The sequence below is a fragment of the Acidobacteriota bacterium genome (assembly GCA_028875575.1).
GTDB lineage: Bacteria > Acidobacteriota > Terriglobia > Versatilivoradales > Versatilivoraceae > Versatilivorator.
The window spans coordinates 46522-63139 of the sequence record JAPPDF010000054.1; the positions used below are offsets into that span (position 1 = coordinate 46522).

16 protein-coding genes and 1 tRNA gene are annotated in these 16618 nt (G+C 61.3%); 7 read left to right on the top strand and 10 right to left on the bottom strand.

The window, feature by feature from the left end; translation table 11 throughout:
- Positions 1 to 121 precede the first annotated feature (121 nt).
- Both OXI69_08610 and OXI69_08615 read left to right on the top strand, forming a co-directional pair.
- Entirely contained in the window at positions 122 to 1021 is a 900-nt protein-coding gene (locus OXI69_08610; protein MDE2666199.1) for a diacylglycerol kinase family lipid kinase, read from the top strand.
- An 85-nt stretch (positions 1022 to 1106) separates the two neighbouring features.
- Entirely contained in the window at positions 1107 to 1865 is a 759-nt protein-coding gene (locus OXI69_08615; protein MDE2666200.1) for a lysophospholipid acyltransferase family protein, read from the top strand.
- Here OXI69_08615 and OXI69_08620 read toward each other — a convergent pair.
- The gene (locus OXI69_08620) at positions 1860 to 3521 is read right to left on the bottom strand and encodes an aldehyde dehydrogenase family protein (protein MDE2666201.1); all 1662 of its coding nucleotides are present in this window, start codon (positions 3519 to 3521) and stop codon (positions 1860 to 1862) included. The genes OXI69_08615 and OXI69_08620 overlap by 6 nt on opposite strands.
- Positions 3522 to 3542: 21 nt before the next feature.
- Positions 3543 to 3639: transfer RNA gene (locus OXI69_08625), tRNA-Sec, on the bottom strand.
- Positions 3640 to 3848: 209 nt separating this feature from the next.
- On the opposite strand from OXI69_08625, the gene OXI69_08630 reads away from it, so the two are divergent.
- The 4 genes from OXI69_08630 (at position 3849) to OXI69_08645 (ending at position 6223) form a co-directional block, all read left to right on the top strand.
- Positions 3849 to 4484 (top strand): hypothetical protein, encoded by a 636-nt coding sequence (locus tag OXI69_08630; protein MDE2666202.1) that lies wholly within the window; start codon positions 3849 to 3851, stop codon positions 4482 to 4484.
- A 209-nt stretch (positions 4485 to 4693) separates the two neighbouring features.
- Positions 4694 to 5608: a hypothetical protein gene (locus tag OXI69_08635; GenBank protein MDE2666203.1), complete on the top strand. Its 915-nt coding sequence runs from the start codon at positions 4694 to 4696 to the stop codon at positions 5606 to 5608.
- A gap of 82 nt (positions 5609 to 5690) precedes the next feature.
- Positions 5691 to 5945 carry an AbrB/MazE/SpoVT family DNA-binding domain-containing protein gene (locus OXI69_08640; GenBank protein ID MDE2666204.1) on the top strand — a complete coding sequence of 85 codons (255 nt, stop codon included), beginning with the start codon at positions 5691 to 5693 and terminating at the stop codon, positions 5943 to 5945.
- On the top strand, positions 5939 to 6223 hold the full coding sequence (locus OXI69_08645; GenBank protein MDE2666205.1) for a type II toxin-antitoxin system PemK/MazF family toxin: 285 nt from the start codon (positions 5939 to 5941) through the stop codon (positions 6221 to 6223). Before OXI69_08640 ends, OXI69_08645 begins: the two co-directional genes overlap by 7 nt.
- Positions 6224 to 6326: 103 nt before the next feature.
- Here the strand turns inward: OXI69_08645 and OXI69_08650 are convergent, their stop codons facing one another.
- Both OXI69_08650 and OXI69_08655 read right to left on the bottom strand, forming a co-directional pair.
- On the bottom strand, positions 6327 to 7103 hold the full coding sequence (locus OXI69_08650; protein MDE2666206.1) for an outer membrane beta-barrel protein: 777 nt from the start codon (positions 7101 to 7103) through the stop codon (positions 6327 to 6329).
- Positions 7104 to 7274: 171 nt separating this feature from the next.
- The gene (locus tag OXI69_08655; GenBank protein ID MDE2666207.1) at positions 7275 to 8714 is read right to left on the bottom strand and encodes an FAD-dependent oxidoreductase; all 1440 of its coding nucleotides are present in this window, start codon (positions 8712 to 8714) and stop codon (positions 7275 to 7277) included.
- Between the two features lie 664 nt (positions 8715 to 9378).
- On the opposite strand from OXI69_08655, the gene OXI69_08660 reads away from it, so the two are divergent.
- Positions 9379 to 9711, top strand: coding sequence for a type II toxin-antitoxin system PemK/MazF family toxin (locus OXI69_08660; protein ID MDE2666208.1), 333 nt, complete (start codon positions 9379 to 9381; stop codon positions 9709 to 9711).
- Between the two features lie 40 nt (positions 9712 to 9751).
- On the opposite strand, the gene OXI69_08665 is transcribed toward OXI69_08660, so the two are convergent.
- The 6 genes from OXI69_08665 to lpxB form a co-directional block, all read right to left on the bottom strand.
- Positions 9752 to 11020 carry a GAF domain-containing protein gene (locus tag OXI69_08665; protein ID MDE2666209.1) on the bottom strand — a complete coding sequence of 423 codons (1269 nt, stop codon included), beginning with the start codon at positions 11018 to 11020 and terminating at the stop codon, positions 9752 to 9754.
- Between the two features lie 331 nt (positions 11021 to 11351).
- Positions 11352 to 11564 carry a hypothetical protein gene (locus OXI69_08670; GenBank protein MDE2666210.1) on the bottom strand — a complete coding sequence of 71 codons (213 nt, stop codon included), beginning with the start codon at positions 11562 to 11564 and terminating at the stop codon, positions 11352 to 11354.
- A gap of 201 nt (positions 11565 to 11765) precedes the next feature.
- The gene (locus OXI69_08675; GenBank protein ID MDE2666211.1) at positions 11766 to 12158 is read right to left on the bottom strand and encodes a PIN domain-containing protein; all 393 of its coding nucleotides are present in this window, start codon (positions 12156 to 12158) and stop codon (positions 11766 to 11768) included.
- Positions 12155 to 12385, bottom strand: coding sequence for an AbrB/MazE/SpoVT family DNA-binding domain-containing protein (locus tag OXI69_08680; GenBank protein MDE2666212.1), 231 nt, complete (start codon positions 12383 to 12385; stop codon positions 12155 to 12157). The genes OXI69_08675 and OXI69_08680 overlap by 4 nt, the downstream gene beginning before the upstream one ends.
- A gap of 235 nt (positions 12386 to 12620) precedes the next feature.
- Entirely contained in the window at positions 12621 to 14792 is a 2172-nt protein-coding gene (locus OXI69_08685; protein ID MDE2666213.1) for a M1 family aminopeptidase, read from the bottom strand.
- Between the two features lie 642 nt (positions 14793 to 15434).
- Positions 15435 to 16616 carry a lipid-A-disaccharide synthase gene (lpxB, locus tag OXI69_08690; GenBank protein ID MDE2666214.1) on the bottom strand — a complete coding sequence of 394 codons (1182 nt, stop codon included), beginning with the start codon at positions 16614 to 16616 and terminating at the stop codon, positions 15435 to 15437.
- Between the last annotated feature and the right edge of the window lie 2 nt (positions 16617 to 16618).

Below are 16618 nucleotides of genomic sequence, written 5' to 3' on the forward strand. Positions count from 1 at the left end.
TCAGTAGTCCGGGAATCCGGATTCACGGGACTGGGTCGTTGTTCTCGATAGGCCAGCAATAATCGTTGTTTCACCCTCGTATGATCCGCCCTGTTGTGGGGGGCGGGGGCACGGACCAGCCATGAAACCCTACTTCGCCATCGTCAATCCGGCTGCCGGCGGAGGGCGCTGCGGGCGGCAGGCTCCGGCGGCCCTGGAGCGGCTTCGCTCGCAAGGCGTCCCCGTGGAGTCGGTGGAAACCCAACGAGCCGAACATGCCACCAGTCTCTGCCGCGAAGCCTACCGGAGCGGTTTCCGCCGATTTCTGGCCGTGGGGGGAGACGGAACCAGCTTCGAAGTGGTCAACGGCCTCTTTCCGCGGGAGGGTGAATCGGATCCGGTAACCCTGGGATTTCTGCCCCTGGGGACGGGGAATTCCTTTTTGAGGGACTTCAGCGACCGGGGACTGGATCATGCCGTGGAAGCGCTGGTAGGCCAGCGTTCACGCCCCTGCGACGTGATGCGCCTGACCCATGCGGCAGGTGCGGTGCACTACATCAATCTGCTCAGCATCGGTTTCACGGCGGACGCCGGAGAGCTCACCAACCGGCGCTTCAAGGGCTGGGGAGAGTTGGGCTACCTGATGGCCATTCTGAGGTGCTGGATGGGGCTGCGCTACCCCACCTTTCCCTTCCGATTGGAGGAGGAGGGAGAGACCCAGCGTCAACCCTGCACCTATCTGACCTTCTCCAACAGCCGCTTTACCGGAGGAAAGATGATGATCGCCCCTCAAGCCGACATCGCGGACGGGTTGATCGAAATCACTCGGGTCGGCGCTATCGGACGCTGGGAGTTCGTGAAGACCTTCCCTCGGATTTTCTCAGGAACCCATATGGCGCACCCGCTGATCTGGCGAGCCGCGGCCCCACGGGTCGAGTTCGACCTCGAGGGCCCCACGCCGGTCATGATCGACGGCGAGGTGATCGTCTGCCGACCGCAGTCCATCCAGGTCCTGCCGGGAGCTCTCCAGGTGGCGGCGTGAGTCGGAGAGGCTCCGCAGCCCCCAGCCGCCAGGCTGTCCAATCCCCGTCAGGCAAGCGGCCTCGCCCATCGAATCGGATACTTCCATGCGCCGACTCTATTTGACCCTGCGCTGCGGCCTGATCTGGGCGGTCAGCAGCCTTCACTTCTTCACCGTCTGCACCTTCCTGGTGGCGCTGGGCATCTTCGTGGACCCACGCTGGAACGACCGGCCCCAGAGGATCCTCTGCCGCAATATCGTTCGACTGGCAGGCGTCCGTTTCCGGAAACGGTGGGCCCCGGGTTTCGACCCCGATCAGACCAGCATCTTCATCTGCAACCACGTGAACATCTTCGACGCCTTTGTGGTCTACTGCGCAATCCCTCAGTTCGTTCGAGGACTGGAGCTGGAGTCCCACTTCAAGATCCCCGTCTACGGATGGATGATGAGCCGATTCGGCAACATTCCGGTCAGCAGGCGCGGAGGCCCCTCCCAGTTCAAGGCCCTGTTGAACCGGGTCCGCTCCCACCTGCAGGATCGAATCAGCGTGGTCGTGTTTGCCGAGGGGTCGCGAACCCTGGACGGCCGGGTCGGACCCTTCCAAAAGGGCGCCTTCGTCATCGCCCAGCGGCTGGGCGCTCCCATCGTTCCCATGAGCATTTGCGGATCGTTCCAGTTCTCCCGCAAGGGAAGCTCCATGCTCTACCCCTCCCAAATCACCGTGCACCTGCACGAAACCATCCAGACCAGGGACCTGCGCCCGCAGGAGGTCCCCGCCCTGATGGAACGGGTACACCGCATCATCGCCGAGCCGGTGGCCGAGAATCTGCGGTCCCACCCCTCCGGACACGCCGGCCCCTCATAGAATACGGTCACTGCGGCGGGCGTCGAGCTCGCGTCCGATCAAGGCTGGAACCAGGTCCCACTGCGAGGCCAACAGGCGGCAGGGCTGCTTCCGGAACCAGGCCAGGGCCGACCGCACCAGGGCCTTGGCCAGGCGAAGCGGGCCATCGCCCGTGACATTGGGGAGCCAGGGGTCCTCCCAGGCGAGCGGTCCCAGCCCTTTCCTTCCCAGCGGCGCCGCCAGCACCACCTTCTCCATCCGGGCCTCGTCCAGGAACCGGAAATTGTGAACCCAGCCGCGGCCGCTGGCCTGCCCGCAGCCGGGGCCCCAGGGCAGAGAGGTGGCATAAGCCACCCCCGGATAGCTGTTGATGGCCACCACCCCGTGCTTGAGGTCGCGGGCCAGCTGACGAACGGGTTGCGAGCTCGGAAACGGGGTAAACACCGAGGCGCCCAGGTCGCCCGCCAGAGCGGGCTGATTGGCCCGAGAAAGGACCCTCCGGCAGAAGTCCCTGTCGGGCAGGCTTGCCAGACCCACCACCGGACCGAAGGCTTCCTCGCGAAAGATCCGCATCTCTTCGGTGATCCCGCTCAGGAGCGTCACCGGGAAGCGGCGGCCCCGGGCCCTCTCCCCGATAGAGGTCACTGAGGCTCCCAGGCGGCGGGCGTCCTCGACCATGGCCGCCACCCGGAAGGACGCCGCCTCGTCGATCAACAGCCGGTCGGGACCGACCAGGCCACCCGGCCGGGAAACCAGCGCCATCTCCCTGGCCAGCGCCTGACCCAGAGCGCCCCGCAGGGATTCCGGGACCAGCACCACCTGGTAGCTGACGCAGTGCTGCCCGTTGTTGGCCAGGGCTCCGAAGAGCACCTGCCGAGCCACCTGGCCCAAATAACGTCTGTCCCGATTGACTTCAGGAAGGACGATGGCCGGGGTCACTCCTCCCAGTTCGCAGGTGACCTTGTCCTGCCCCGCGATGGCCTGCACCGCGGCATCCGTCCGTGCGCTGCCCGTCAAGTGGATCCGGTCGAATTCAGGACGCGCCGCCAACTGCGCTCCGGTGTCGGGTCCGCCCTGCACAAAGGACAAGGCCCCACAGGACACCAGGGGTTCGAACAGCTTCTCAAGGTGACCCTTGAGAAATGGAGCCTTCTCGGAGACCTTGGCCAGGACCCTCCTGGGGCCGTTGCAAAGCAGATGAAGGATGTCCAGCGCGCCAATGCCGGCCAGGTTGAAGGGCAGCAGGCAAAGGGCCAGTCCCTCTTCGGTGGGCTGCTTTGGCGGCAGGTTCAGGGAAGGACGCAGCAGGACATGCCCCGAAAAGCCGGGCAAGAGCAGGCGTTGGAATTGGTTGGCGGGAAGCAGCCGCAACGCCGGCGACCCGGCGAACTCCTCGGTGGCTATCGGCTCGGCGGCAACGATCTCGCCCAGCGAGCCATGCAGGGACTCCAGAAAGGAGGCGGTGGAAAGCAGGCCCCAAACCGCGGGGAAAATGGACTCGAACCAGACCGAGACCGGAGGCACGCCCAGCCGTTCCTCGGTCTCCGAGGCCAGGCAATCTCCCCGGGTGTAAAAGGCCTCCGCCACTTCGAACAGCCGGCCGGCCAACTCCGGCGCCGGAGTTCGCGCCCAGGGGCGGGACCGCTCGGCTTCCATGAGCACTTTCAATTCCTGCATGGCGGGAGCTTCAGAGGGGGCTGGCGGAGGCGTGTGGGAATCGAACCCACCCGTCCCGACATCGTCGCGACGCACAGGTTTTGAAGACCAGGAGAGTCACCAGACCCTTTTCGCCTCCACCCGGCAATATAGCATAGCCGCGGCCCCGGGAGCGCGGGCGTCCCGCCTGGTCCGGAGCCGACCCTTGCCCCCCACCGCATCAGCCTTCGCCATTCGGCTCGGCTCCTACTTGAAACCCGTGATCACCCGCGGGAAGGCAAAATTCCGGGTTGCATTTCCCGGAGATCCTACCTAACCTCAAGCCTGCGTTGCCGACCGGGGAGAGCTATGAAGGACGAGATGGTCCTGGGAGTCCCCAGCCGATTGCTGGAGACCTTGGAGATCGGGCAGGGGTTTCAGCCGCAGGTGGAGGCCCGGCTGGACGTGCTGCTGGACCCGCGAAATTCCCGCTTCCGACCCAGGTCCCAGGCCGAGCAGGACCCCGAGTTCAAGCAACTGATCCCCTACGTCCTGATCCAGAAGGGAGACCGCTGGCTGCACTACGTCCGGGGAAAGGCCTCGGGAGAAAAACGCCTGGTACACATGGGTTCGATTGGAATTGGCGGCCACATCAATCCCGCGGATGAAAGCCTGTTCCATCGCGGCCGGGAGTTTTACGAGGCGGCCTTGCAGCGGGAAATATCGGAAGAAATCTCCCTGGAGGGTGTTTTCCCAACCGAGCCGTTGGGGCTTCTCAACGACGATTCCACTCCGGTGGGGCGGGTCCACCTGGGAATCGTGCACCGCTGCCGGCTGGACCACCGCGAAGTCAGCAAGGGGGAGGGCTCCATCACCGAGCTTCGCTTCCTCACCCTGAAGCAACTGGTGCGGCGGCGCTCCCAACTGGAAACCTGGTCCCAGATCTGCCTGGACTACCTGCTGAAGGTCGAGCCCCCCGCTGCCGGTTCGAGTCGTTCCGGGTAAAGGGTTCCGTGATACGCTTGCCTGCCGGCTTTCCAATGGCGAAGAAAGCCGGAGCCCCGCGCCGTTTGTTGGAAAACCGGATTCCCTTCGCAGCAGGACCAATGATGATGCCTTCCAATCCCGTAAATCGAATTCGCAGGGGTCACGCCAGACCGACGGCTCCGTCACGGCCTCGCCGAACTGAAATCGCAACCCCATCCCGCGGCCTGGTGGCAGTGCTGAGCGGAATTCTTCTCTGGACTATCGGACCGGGGTGCGGCGGAGGCCAGCGACAGACGGCAACATCGGAGGGTATCCACTATACCGCCGTGGCCGAGGGCGAGGTATGGTTCCGCCACTCCTCCATTCAGATCCGCTTCGATCGGGAACTCTACTGCAGTGTCTTCTTCAGGCAGGACGGACAACTCCTGGCTCTCAGCCACAACCCGCCCGATCCCACCCTGGCCAAACCCAGCCACTTCATTGCGGTTGAGGGACAAGACGTCCTGGATTTCTACGTCGACTACCGGAACATCGGCCTGTCCGAGGTGAGAGGCCGCTTCGGCCCCGGGAAGCGCCTCAAGATCACCGGTCTCGGAGAAACCGAAGAGAACATCCTGATCGAAAAGACCATGGTCGTCGAGCTCTTCGAAGCCTACCCGGACATCGCCATGGTCTGGGCCGTCTACCGCAACCCGGACTTGGAACGCCCCATCCGAATCACCGGAATCACCAACCAGTTCTTCCGCATGGATGCTTCCCTGACCGATGCCCAGGCCCCCCGACACGGCCTCCAGTGCTTCCACTACGATCAGCTCGTCCATGGAGATGGCACCGAGCCCCTGCTCGACCTCGACTTCGCCCGGACCGTGACCACCGCTTCTCCCGGTTTCGCACGGGTGGCCTTCTGGAACAGTGTCATGGGAATGACCGTGGCCAGCCGGCCTCCCGAGGCGGGGACACTCACCATACCCGTGGGAACCGCGCGCGACCGGCGGGTCGAGGTCTCCTTCGGCTACGGCCTCGATCGGATCCTGGAGCCCGAGGAGGAACTCGTCGGCCCCAAGGGCTTTGTCATGGTCTACGAGGGAGACTACGGCTCAGGCTTGGCCCGCGAGAAATCAATGATGGGAGGGGACGGATAGGAAGAGACCTCATTTTGTTTTAACAGCCTCTGTCCTTTGTTGTAAATACATTGTAATTACTTTACTAACGTGGAGGCTTCCCGTGAAAGCCGCTCTGATACGGATTGGCAACTCGCGTGGCATACGCATACCCAAAGTTCTCGTGGAACAGTACCGTTTCAACGACGAAGTCGAACTGGTACCCCGCCAAGACCACCTGGTCATTCGTCCGGCTACACCGACCCGGGCCGGTTGGGATGACGCCTTCCGCCAAATGCGCGAACAAGGGGACGACGCGCTTCTTGATGAAGAATTTCTGTCAGCTACCCGATGGGACACCACGGAGTGGGAATGGTAGTTGCCCGCTTTGAGGTTTATCTGGCAGGACTCGATCCCACTAAAGGGCACGAGACTCGGAAAACCCGCCCATGCGTCGTGATTTCTCCCGACGAGATGAACCAACACATTGGCACGGTCATCGTTGCCCCACTGACAACAAGAGGTGCTCGCTACCCCACCCGCATCCCCGTCCTCTTCCAACAGAAAAGCGGGCAAATCGTCCTGGATCAGATTCGCACGATCGACAAATCGCGCCTGCTTCGACGCCTGGGAAAAATCAACGACAAGGCCGCATAAAAAGTCCTGCATGTCCTGGGTGAAATGTTTGCGCCGTAGCCCACGTTTCTCACTGCCAGCCTGCACTCTTCTCAAGAGTGTATGTTCCCTGTGAGAAATACCTTCAGAACCCATAGCGCAGGGATACCCAGAGTCCTTGGCTCGACACCCTTGCCCGCGTCTCGGCGAGGCTGAGCTCCAGTGGTTCCCGGCTCCCGTCATGCCAAACGATCCGTCCCGTGGCTCTGCCGGTTTCAGCAGTGCCGGAATTCCTGTAGCGATAGCCGAGATCGAGCGTCACCGTCTCGGTCAGTGTTATTCCGACCCCTGCCATCAGCATGCGGGCGATTCCGACCCGTCGTCCACCTGGAACAATGGTTGCCGTTTTTGGAAACTCCATGCGGGTTTCGCCGATGTCAATTCGAGAAACGCCGGCGCCGGCGCCGACAAACGGGCCGAACCTGCTCAGACCCAACCGTGGGAGATCCACATAGGCGGCAACCATGCCGGAAAGGGAGGACAAGTCCGCAGAGACAGTCTGCCTGGCTGTCGTTTGGACAAAATTGGCGCGGCCCTTGAAGGAAAAGCTCGGGCGGTGCTGCAGGACGGTTTCCAGCCTCAAGACAGGGGTCACCAAGCGGCCAATCCCGAGTTCGAAGCCGGCCATTGTGCCGAAATCGCCCAGCGTACTCTTGGGTGCGCCGTCGTTGCCTGTCCCACAGCCGTATAAGGCCGCTGGAGAGGTGCTCGAACAGGATTTATCCTTGAACCGCGTTTCCTCAGCCGCTTCGAGGCTGCCCCCGACTCGCAGGTAAAAGTCGTTCGCTCGAGCCGTGGAGCCGGAGAATACCCATCCCGTCGCTACCACAAGAAGAGTGGCACGAATCCGCCAACTCCTCATCGGATGTTCTGTGATGGTATTCACCTGGCAGTCGGTGGTAAGGCGATCAAAGGTAGTGGTGACCATAAACTCCCGCCAAATCCAGGATCACCACATATGAATCTGAACAAGAGGGAGGCATGACTTGGTCAAGGACAAGGCGTCCCTTGTCTCGAAACAGGCAAGAGCCCGTCAAGCCGGCAACTTGCCTTCTTTCAGGGGCTTCCCCTGTCTCAACAGCGAGACAACTTCGTCCGGGTCCGTGATCTTTTCCCTCACCTTGCCCCGCTTTCGGCCTCGCTCCTGCTCCTCCGCGTCGATGAGTTGCCAGTCCTGAAAGTTGATGGGCCGGCTTTCTCGCTCCATGAGGAGACCTTCCAAGACCTCATGATTCCCCTCCGGAAGAGACCTGGCCTCCCGGCCCTGAAGATCTTCCATCATCCCACGGACCGTTTCGGCCGAGTCCCGCTTGTTGGCTCCAATGAGACCGGAAGGGCCTCGCTTGATCCAGCCCACCACGTACTCGGAGGTCCCGTTCTCGTCGCCGGGGGGGCGAAGGACCCGCCCCGCCGCGTTGGGAATCAAGCCCTTGCGTTCGTCGAAAGGGATGCCTGGAATCGGGATTCCCCGATATCCCACCGACCGAAAGACCAGGCCCGCTTCAATGCTCTCGAACACTCCGGTGCCTACGCAACGGGATTGTCCCTGTTCATCCCAAACCAGGCGATTCCGTTCCATCCGGACGGAGGCGACCCGACCCCGCTTCTCCAGAATCTCCACCGGTGAGGTGAAAAAGCGCAGGCGGACGCGGCGTCGCCCACGACTGGTCCCCTGGCTGGCCTGCTCCTTCAAGTACTCGAAATTGCGGCGCGCAGCCCCTCCCTTCTCCAGTTGGGACCTTGAAAACGGGTCCAATTCCAGGTCCCGGGGTCTGACCGCCAGATCCACACCAGGCAGGTCGCCGATCTCACGGATCTCCTTGGGAGTGAACTTGGCCTGGACCGGTCCCCGGCGCCCCAACACCACTACCTCTTCGACCGAGCTCTTGCGAAGGGATTGCAGAGCGTGCTCGGCGATGTCGGTCGAGGCCAAGCCTTCCGGATCCTGCACCAGGATTCGCGTGACGTCCATGGCCACGTTGCCTACGCCCACTACCGCCACTCGCCGTGCGGACAGATCGAACAGGTCGTCCCGATGATCGGGATGCCCGTTGTACCAGGCCACAAACGCCGTGGCCGTGTGGCTGCCCGGCAGATCCTCTCCCGGGATGTCCAACCGCCGGTCCGACTCACATCCGACGGCATAAACAATCTGATCGTAGTGCTCCTGCAGTTCTTTCACCTGCAGATCGCGGCCTACCTGGACGTTTCCGAAGAATCGGAAGCGCGGATCCCTGGCCGTGGCTTCGTAGATGCGAATCACCTGCTTGGTTTTCTGGTGATCGGGGGCCACACCGTAGCGCACCAGCCCGTAGGGCATGGCCATGCGTTCGAACATGTCCACCTTCAGGTGAAGATCCTTCTGCTTCAAGAGGGTGTCGGCCGTGTAGAACCCCGAAGGACCGGAGCCCACGATGGCCACCTGGAGGGGCCGCTCGCGACTGCCTATGGGAAAACGTTTCTGGGTGATCATTCTGATCGTCCCGACGAATATCTGACAGGAATAATGAGCGATGACCGATTCGGGTTGTGCCCACCTGGCTTCAGCAAGGGACAGTCAACGAGATGTTCCGTGGTTCCGCCATGTTCCATGGACCCGCTGCTCAACGCCTCTCGGCATTCGTTCGCCAATCGCGCACGGATCGACTGAATTGTATCCCGGCACATTGTCGCGCTCAACGCCTTAGGGCATCCCTCCGAGGGTCGAGGGATGAGAAAGAAGGCTGCTTCGCCAAATCCAGACCAAGAAAGTTCTCGGGACCTCAGGCGTCGACCGACAGCCATGTCCCGGAACTTGCCGGCAATCCAACTGCGTCCCCTGTTACCACCCGACAGTGGTCGGCGAACCTCTCGATCTGTTGGAGGTTGCGGCGAAAGAACTCCATTGGTACACCGCATGGTGCCACATATAATATAGCTATTAAGACCATACAGATTACGATGGATGAAGAGTTGTTGGCCAGACTCGACAAGGCTGAAGAAGTACAGAAGATTGGACGATCCGCAGTTCTTCGCCGTGCCACATCAGAATACCTGGCCCGTCAAAGCCGAGTCGAGATCGCCCGTCAGTACCGAAAGGCATATGGCGCCAATGCTGACCTCGGGAAAGAATTCAAGGGGTGGGAGGGTGAAGCTGCATGGATGGAAGAATAAGACGTGGTGAAATTTGGTTACTTTCCCTCTCTCGTCCGGAAAAGCCTCGGCCGGTCCTGGTGCTGACCCGTCCGGAAGTCATCGAGTTGTTGCACACCGTGATGGTGGCGCCGGTTACATCCGTGATTCGGGGAGCGCCAAGCGAGGTTGTTGTGGGAGTGGAAGAAGGGTTGAAGAAGGATTCGGCCGTTAACCTGGACCACGTCCAAACGGTCGAAAAGACCCGCTTGAAGAAATTTGTCGGTACGCTTGGGTCGAAGAAAATGAACGACGTGTGCCGGGCTCTTGCCGTTGCCACCGCCTGTAGCGACGGCTAAACTTCAGGGATTCCGTCCATCTCGACGTTCCTCGCGCCCCTCACCCCTTGACCTCGGCGGCCAGGATGATGGCTTCCGAGATCTCCCGCATCGACTTGCGCAGCTTCATGCTCTTTTGCTGAATGCGGCGGTAGGCGTCGGCCTCTGCCAAGCGCTCTTCCTTCAACAGAATTCCCTTGGCCCGCTCGATGATCTTGCGGGTCTCCAGGGCCTCCCTCATGGCGATGGTTTCGCTCATGAGCTTGGCGTTCTGAATGGCCACGGCCGCCTGGTTGGCCACCGAGGTCAACAACTGCATCTCCTCGCGCGAAAAGCTTCGCTCCTGGGAACTGTAGAGATTGAACACGCCAATGACCAGGTCCTTGATCATCAGCGGAACCGAGACCAGGGAGCGGAGTCCTTCCCGGCGAGCCAGGTCTCGATAGGCATAGCCCCGCTCCTGGGTGACGTCGCGGATGACCAGGGGCTTGCGGCCCTTCACCACCCGGCCCAGCAGGCTGCGGTGGACCGGAAGGTTGGGCTTGGAGGCATAGTCTTGACTGAGGCTGTGGGTGGCCTTGATTTCCAGCTCCTTGCCCTCGTCGTCCAGCAACATGATGGAGCAGATGGGAGAGTTCATGGCCTCCGCGATCATGCCCACGATGAACTGGAGCATCTCGTCCAGGAAATGGTGGGAGGTGATGGTCTGGCTGACGTTGGAGAGGGTCTCCAACTGAAGGGCCTTCCTCCGGGCCTCTTCATAGAGGCGGGCGTTTTCAATGGCAGCGCCGACCTGGTTGGCGATGGTCATCAACAGGGTCTTCTCGCTGGAGGAATGGCGATGGGAACGGCGGTGCTGCACGTTGATGACCCCGATCACCTCGTTCTTGGTAATGACCGGGACCGAGAGAAAGGCCTGATACCGATCTTCCGGAAGGTTGTGGAACAGTTTGAAGCGGGGATCGTTGCTGGCGTCCTTTTGGATGGCGACCGGCTGTCGCTCCTGAGCCACCCAGCCGGTAATTCCCTCCCCCAGCCTCACCTTGATCCGGCCGATGATCCTGGGGTGAGGGTTCTTGGAGGCCCGCAGCACCAACTCTTCCCCGGTCTGGTCCAAAAGGTACAGGAGACAGGAATCTCCCTTGGTCACGTGGGTTACCAGATCGACGATTTCGTGCAGAACGTCTTTGAGGTTCAGATTTCCGCTGATCGCCCGGCTGATCTGGTGCAGGATGGCGACTTCCTGCTCCTTGAGTCTGAGGGCGGACCGCAGCCGACTGGGGCTTTCGGCTGAAACGTTCCGGCTCCTTCGTTCCGCGGTATTGGACATCGGGATTCCCGTCGAATGGAGGGTTACGGCGAGTGGCCGAATCATAGCACAGCACCCCGCCCATTCCTACCGGACGGGTGCGGCCGGGAACCGCCTTCAGGATTGGACCGGGAGCGCCGCAAAGCCCGCCGGTCTGCGGGAATCCCAGGTAACCAAGGGAGGTTTTGGAGCAATTGGAATCAATCGGATGGAAGGTTCTGAAATGCCTTGGCGATGTGGACGTTGGAGTGGTTTGCCTGGTAGGGGATCCATGCCCGATCTCTCCTCGATCTCTTCCGGATTTCGGTGTGATCGGAGTTTTCCGGGTAATTCAACGACGTCCCCTGTTTCTTCACTCGAAGGGAAGCAACAGTTGCTTCGGCGGTTTCTTGGGGAAGGAAACGTAGTCGACATTTGCCGCTCGCCAGGTCCGGTCAGGCCACTGCTTCGCCGGGCAGACGTCCCAGGGTAGCTGCTTGTTCCTTTCCAGAGGCAGGACCTGGTTGCAACGACTGCACCGGTAGACCGGCGGGTTGGACTGCTGCAGTGTCCATGTGTGCTTCATCGGCCAAGTCCAATTCGTTCGGGCGTTCCCGTCAAACAACCCTGCGCCATGCACCCCTCCAGGTCTTCACCACCACCGTCGATTCCCCTCCCCCCTCCCGGAAACCGCAAATCCCCCTGTGAAGCTTGACCCGGCTCCCGGGGACAGACTCCTGCTGCACCGTTGCCACAGCGGCGGGTCTCCGCAACCTGCCGAGGTCTGTCAAGCGAACGGATCGAGGATTGTCAGACTCGCGATGCGCCGGCCTGGCTGCAGGTCCTCCGTTAGCAGAACGTCGCATCCGGCTTCGAGCGCGGAGGCGACAATCAGAGCGTCATAGAAGCCGAAGCCGTGCGATCGGGCCAAGGCAACAGCTTCCGTGTGGGTTTCGATACCGATGGGACGGACCGGATCGAGCGCAGTTCTCAGATCGGCGATAGCCTCGTCGATAACGTCCCACTCAAAGGCGAACTTGCGGCGAAGAACGGAAGCAAACTCGCTCAGGACCTGCACACTGATCACCCCACCCGCCAGGATTGTCTGTCGCGCCACCTCGCTCTTGGCCCCGCTGCCCTGGGCGTAAATCAGAATGTTGGTGTTGAGGAACGCGATCACCGGGAGTTGGCCTCCTCACGGTCGAATACATAATCGTCGGGAATGGACAATGCACGAGCGCGCATGCGTTCGACAGCCAGCGCCCGCCGCTCATCTCTTGCCACAGCGATGCGATTCGGCGCCGCCGATACGACCTCCAACAGGTCTCCCGGCTTCAGACCGAGGTCCTCAACCAGTGTCTTGGGGAGTCGAACGGCGAGACTATTTCCCCATTTGGACACTTTCATAATATCCTCAAAGATATCCAATCGATAAGTATATCACAGACGATATTCTTGATAGACGATTGTCCTTGACCACGCCTGATCAAGAAAAACTGCAGAGCAGGGGGGTGCCGTCCAAACGAAACGCGCTGCCGGTTCCCGGCAATTCCAGGCACGAACTCGAGGGAGGGTAAAAAGGGTGGCAAGAGGGCGATGGAACGGGAGGAGTCACGCCCTCTCTGAGGCAGGCTGCTGCAGATTATCGGATCAGCACCCGGGGGCCCTGGTACTTGTAGGGCTCCTCGATGTGCTTCTGGGCGATCTGCTGGGCACCCTGGGTGTTGTCGTTGGTGTCCAGGGCCTTCTGGTACTCGTTGAGGGCCCGGTCCCGTTGACCCGCCATATCGAAGATCTTGCCCAGGTTGACGTAGCACCAGACTTCGATCCACTGCGGGTCCAGATCGCCGTTGAGGGCCTCCCGGAAGGAGTTGGCGGCGGATTGGGTGCTGCGCTGCTCCAGGAATACTTCGCCAATCCGGAAGAAGGCCAGGGAACTTCTCTTTTTCAGCTCGATCGCCTGTTGGTACTGGGAAATGGCTGCAGTGTACTCACCCATCCTTCTGAGCTCATCCCCCTTGGCGATGAGCGAAGCCAGGTGAATGTCGTCGGAGACCCGCAGCAGGCGATGGTTGGGGTCGATGACCGCCCTGATCGGCTTTCCGAAGGTTGCGACCGAAAAGAAGGACTCCGTGCCCATGACCTCGATCTGCTTGGTCTCGGGCTCGCCCTCCGTCTCGATCAGAATTTCCATTGGCATCTTGAAAAGGTCCAGATCCTGCGTGATGACCCCATCCACCCGGAAACCGTCCTTGATGCGGTAAGTGGTGAATTCGTACTGGAACTCGGGCACGCCGGTCTGTTCAATCCACTGGGAGAAGAAGTACCCCAGGTCCGTTTCCGAAATCTTCTCGGCCAGGGCCTTGAAGTCTCCAATGGAGGCGGTCTTGTAACCGTAGTCATAGACGAATTGCTTCATCAGCTCAAACCACTTCTCGTCGCCGATCACCGCCCGAAGCATGTGGAGGACGTAAGCTCCCTTGCTCTTGAGCACGGAGTTGTACTCGGGCGAGTAGAGGTCCAGAAGATTGGCGTTGAGGATGGAGGACTCGCCTTCATAGAGCAAGGCCGCCACGGCGACTTCCCTGAGCTGTTCGGCAAACTCCTCCGGGCTGGAAACGCTTTCCTGATAGAGCAGGGCCGAGTAGGAGGAGAATCCTTCTTTCAGCCACAGGTCCCGCTCGGTCCGGGGAACGACGAGGGAACCCCACCACTGATAGGAGATCTCCTTGGCCAGCAGGTTGACGTTCGGCTCGGGACCAAAGGCCCGGTCGGCCAGGAACTGAATGCCCGGCGAGGAAAACCCCAAGAGGGAATCGTCGTCGATCACCGCCACCCTGAAGGTCCGGGAGGGATAGGGCGCAAACTTGTCGGAGTAGAGATCCAGCAGCTCGCCGATCACCCGGGTATGGGCATCCAGGAAATCCCGCTTGTGGTCCATGACGTAGTACCGCAACTCCACCGGGCCCACCTGGACCGGAATTTCATTGAAAGGGGCTGCCGCCAGCGAGCCGGGAAAGTCCTGCTGCCGGTTCACGATGGTGAAGGTCTCCTGCTCCTCCTGCCGATCCAGGGAAACCAGCTCCCCATCCATGGCAACCAGGTAACCCCGGGGAACCGTCACCCGAAAGGTGGCCCTGGCCCGATCCTCACGATATCCGTGCGTGGGAAACCATCGACTGACGTCCAGCAGGTAACACAAGTCCTCGCTTACCCGGGCGGTAGCGACACCGAATAGGGGAGAGTGCTCGGCGGAGAAGAGCCTGCCGTCATATTCGATCACCAGGGAGGCGGCCTGTCCCGAATCGAGCCACCGAGGGAATTGGACTTCCAGGAGGTGCTGGTCGAAATCCTGCTGAAATACAAGCAGATTGGGATCCTGCGCGGCTGGGTCAGGAGCGGGAAGTTCGGGGTTGGAGGCGGGCTTGGGGGCGGCGGGCCGTCGCCGCGACAGGTAGGGCACCCCTTCCTTCTCCCGTTCTGGGCCGTAAGCGACCTGCCCTTGGGCGGACGCCCGTGACAGGCTGCCGGGAGCCGGGGGCCGATCCGCAAGGTATATCCGCTTTACGGTCAGATTGCCGTTGAATTCCAGGGAAATGCGGCTCAACCGGTCCTGGCTGGAAGAGAACTTGAGGGTGGCGGCGGCTTGCAATTCCTGCTGCGACGGTCGGAGCTCGACTGAGACGTCATACTCTTCAACGTCGATGGAGGGGCCCTGGTCGATCTGCTGGGCCGGCAGGGGAGCGGAGCCGGCCAGCAGCACCACCAGGAGAGCGAGAGCCCACGGGCAGGATCTATTGAACCATTCTGACATCAGCAATTCTCCAGTCGTTCGGGACAGGGTCAACCTTCCAAACGGTTAGGACGAAAATCGGTCCGATGCTGTTGTCTCCACGAACTGAAAATCCAGGCAACCGGCCAGATCGACCCGGACTAGCCCGCATTTCTCACCAGGGGGCGTGAACATGGCGCAGGCATTTTCCCCTCAGCGCGTGCTCGGGAGCGAAGAGCGTAGCCGTCACTACGGTCGAGCGAGCATGGATGCGCTGAGGGAAAAAGGACAAGCCAGGGCACGCCCAGCGCCGTCTGTAACCGCTAGGCATCCCAATCGGGGGAACAAGTTCCTGAAAATAAATGGCCTTTCATCATGACTCCAGCGACCTGGTGAGAAATGCGGGCTAGTGTTCTGTCTCAGAAACAGGGTTGTCATCTTTCGGAGCGCAACGGCACTGGATTCCAGGAGCGACGACGAGCCAATGCCATTCATTGCGAGGAGGAGCGACGACGAAGACAGCGCCGTTCCGCCCGAACCCGGAGGGCCGATGGAGGTTCCCGGGAGGGAAGCAGAACGGTGCCTGTGCGCTGAAGCGCGAAGAATCTATCGAACCGACAGTTTCCCGGTGGAACCTCCATCGGAGATGGCAACATTATTTCTGAGACAGGACACCGGCCTGCATCATCCCCCTTTCGGTCCCGCTTCCATCCAGGAAGCAATGCTCTCGGCAGCCCTCGGGACGGCACCTCCCCGACCCAGCTTTTCCCTGACTCCGGACAGCGCCATTCTAGCACGCGCGGAACAACCGGATTCGGTGAGAAACTTCCGGATCTCGGCATAGAGCCGGTCGTCGGTAAAGTCCTGCTGGTAGAGCTCGGGGATGATCCCGCGACCGGCAATCAGGTTGACCAGGCTGTAGTAGGGCACATCGATCAGATACTGGCCCACAATCCAACTCGGAATCGAGATCCGGAAAACCGCTATCAGCGGAGTTCCCAACAGGGCGGCCTCCAGGGTGGCCGTACCGCTGGAAACCACCGCCAGGTCGGAATGGCCCACGCTGTTGTAGGTGTCGTTCTCGACCAGCGATGCCGAGAGCCCGGGGGCCTCGTCCCGGATCAGACCGCGGACCAGCCGGGCATGCGAGGGAGCGGCCAACGGTACCAGAAACTGCGCCGAATGCTCCCACTGGAGCCGCCGCGCCGTGCGGGCCATGGCCGGCAGATTGAACCGGATTTCCCCGGATCGGCTGCCTGGAAGCAGGCTGATGGTCAGGCGGTCCTCGACCAGACCGAATGAGCGCAGGAACTGAGCCCGCGAGCAGGAAGTCTTCACCCGGTCCACCAGCGGGTGACCAACGTATTCCACCTGCATCCCGTATCGCCGGTAAAAGTCGGCCTCGAAGGGCAGAATGACGATCATTCGGTCCACCCATCGTCGAAGGGCATGCACCCGGCGCTTCCGCCAGGCCCAGACCTGGGGACTGATGAAGTAGAATACGCCTATACCCTGTCGCTTGAGCCGTTTGGCCAAGGGGAGGTTGAAGTCCGGGAAGTCGACCAAAATAGCCCAGCGGGGCTTCTTTTGCCTGGCGGCAGTCTCCAGTTGTCGCAGGGCGGCAAAAAACCGGCCCAGATGGGAAACGGCCTCGAAAGGCCCCAGCACACTCAGTTGCCGGTTGTCTACCAGGATCTCCATCCCTGCCTGCCGCAGAGCCGGGCCGCCGCACCCGAAGTAGGCAGGTCCGGAGGCGCCCAGCCTGGTTCCTAGAGCCTGGACCAGCTCGGCGGCATACATGTCTCCGGAAGCCTCGCCCGCCACCACCAGAATGGGTGCTGCCGGCTCCTGTGAAACGGATTTCATGG

Bases quoted from the DNA above. Each gene is read 5' to 3' on its own strand.
- OXI69_08610 (MDE2666199.1), top strand. From the start codon at position 122: ATGAAACCCTACTTCGCCATCGTCAATCCGGCTGCCGGCGGAGGGCGC.
- OXI69_08615 (MDE2666200.1), top strand. From the start codon at position 1,107: ATGCGCCGACTCTATTTGACCCTGCGCTGCGGCCTGATCTGGGCGGTC.
- OXI69_08620 (MDE2666201.1), bottom strand. From the start codon at position 3,521: ATGCAGGAATTGAAAGTGCTCATGGAAGCCGAGCGGTCCCGCCCCTGG.
- OXI69_08630 (MDE2666202.1), top strand. From the start codon at position 3,849: ATGAAGGACGAGATGGTCCTGGGAGTCCCCAGCCGATTGCTGGAGACC.
- OXI69_08645 (MDE2666205.1), top strand. From the start codon at position 5,939: ATGGTAGTTGCCCGCTTTGAGGTTTATCTGGCAGGACTCGATCCCACT.
- OXI69_08650 (MDE2666206.1), bottom strand. From the start codon at position 7,103: ATGAGGAGTTGGCGGATTCGTGCCACTCTTCTTGTGGTAGCGACGGGA.
- OXI69_08655 (MDE2666207.1), bottom strand. From the start codon at position 8,714: ATGATCACCCAGAAACGTTTTCCCATAGGCAGTCGCGAGCGGCCCCTC.
- OXI69_08660 (MDE2666208.1), top strand. From the start codon at position 9,379: ATGGATGGAAGAATAAGACGTGGTGAAATTTGGTTACTTTCCCTCTCT.
- OXI69_08665 (MDE2666209.1), bottom strand. From the start codon at position 11,020: ATGTCCAATACCGCGGAACGAAGGAGCCGGAACGTTTCAGCCGAAAGC.
- OXI69_08670 (MDE2666210.1), bottom strand. From the start codon at position 11,564: ATGAAGCACACATGGACACTGCAGCAGTCCAACCCGCCGGTCTACCGG.
- OXI69_08680 (MDE2666212.1), bottom strand. From the start codon at position 12,385: ATGAAAGTGTCCAAATGGGGAAATAGTCTCGCCGTTCGACTCCCCAAG.
- OXI69_08685 (MDE2666213.1), bottom strand. From the start codon at position 14,792: ATGTCAGAATGGTTCAATAGATCCTGCCCGTGGGCTCTCGCTCTCCTG.
- lpxB (MDE2666214.1), bottom strand. From the start codon at position 16,616: ATGAAATCCGTTTCACAGGAGCCGGCAGCACCCATTCTGGTGGTGGCG.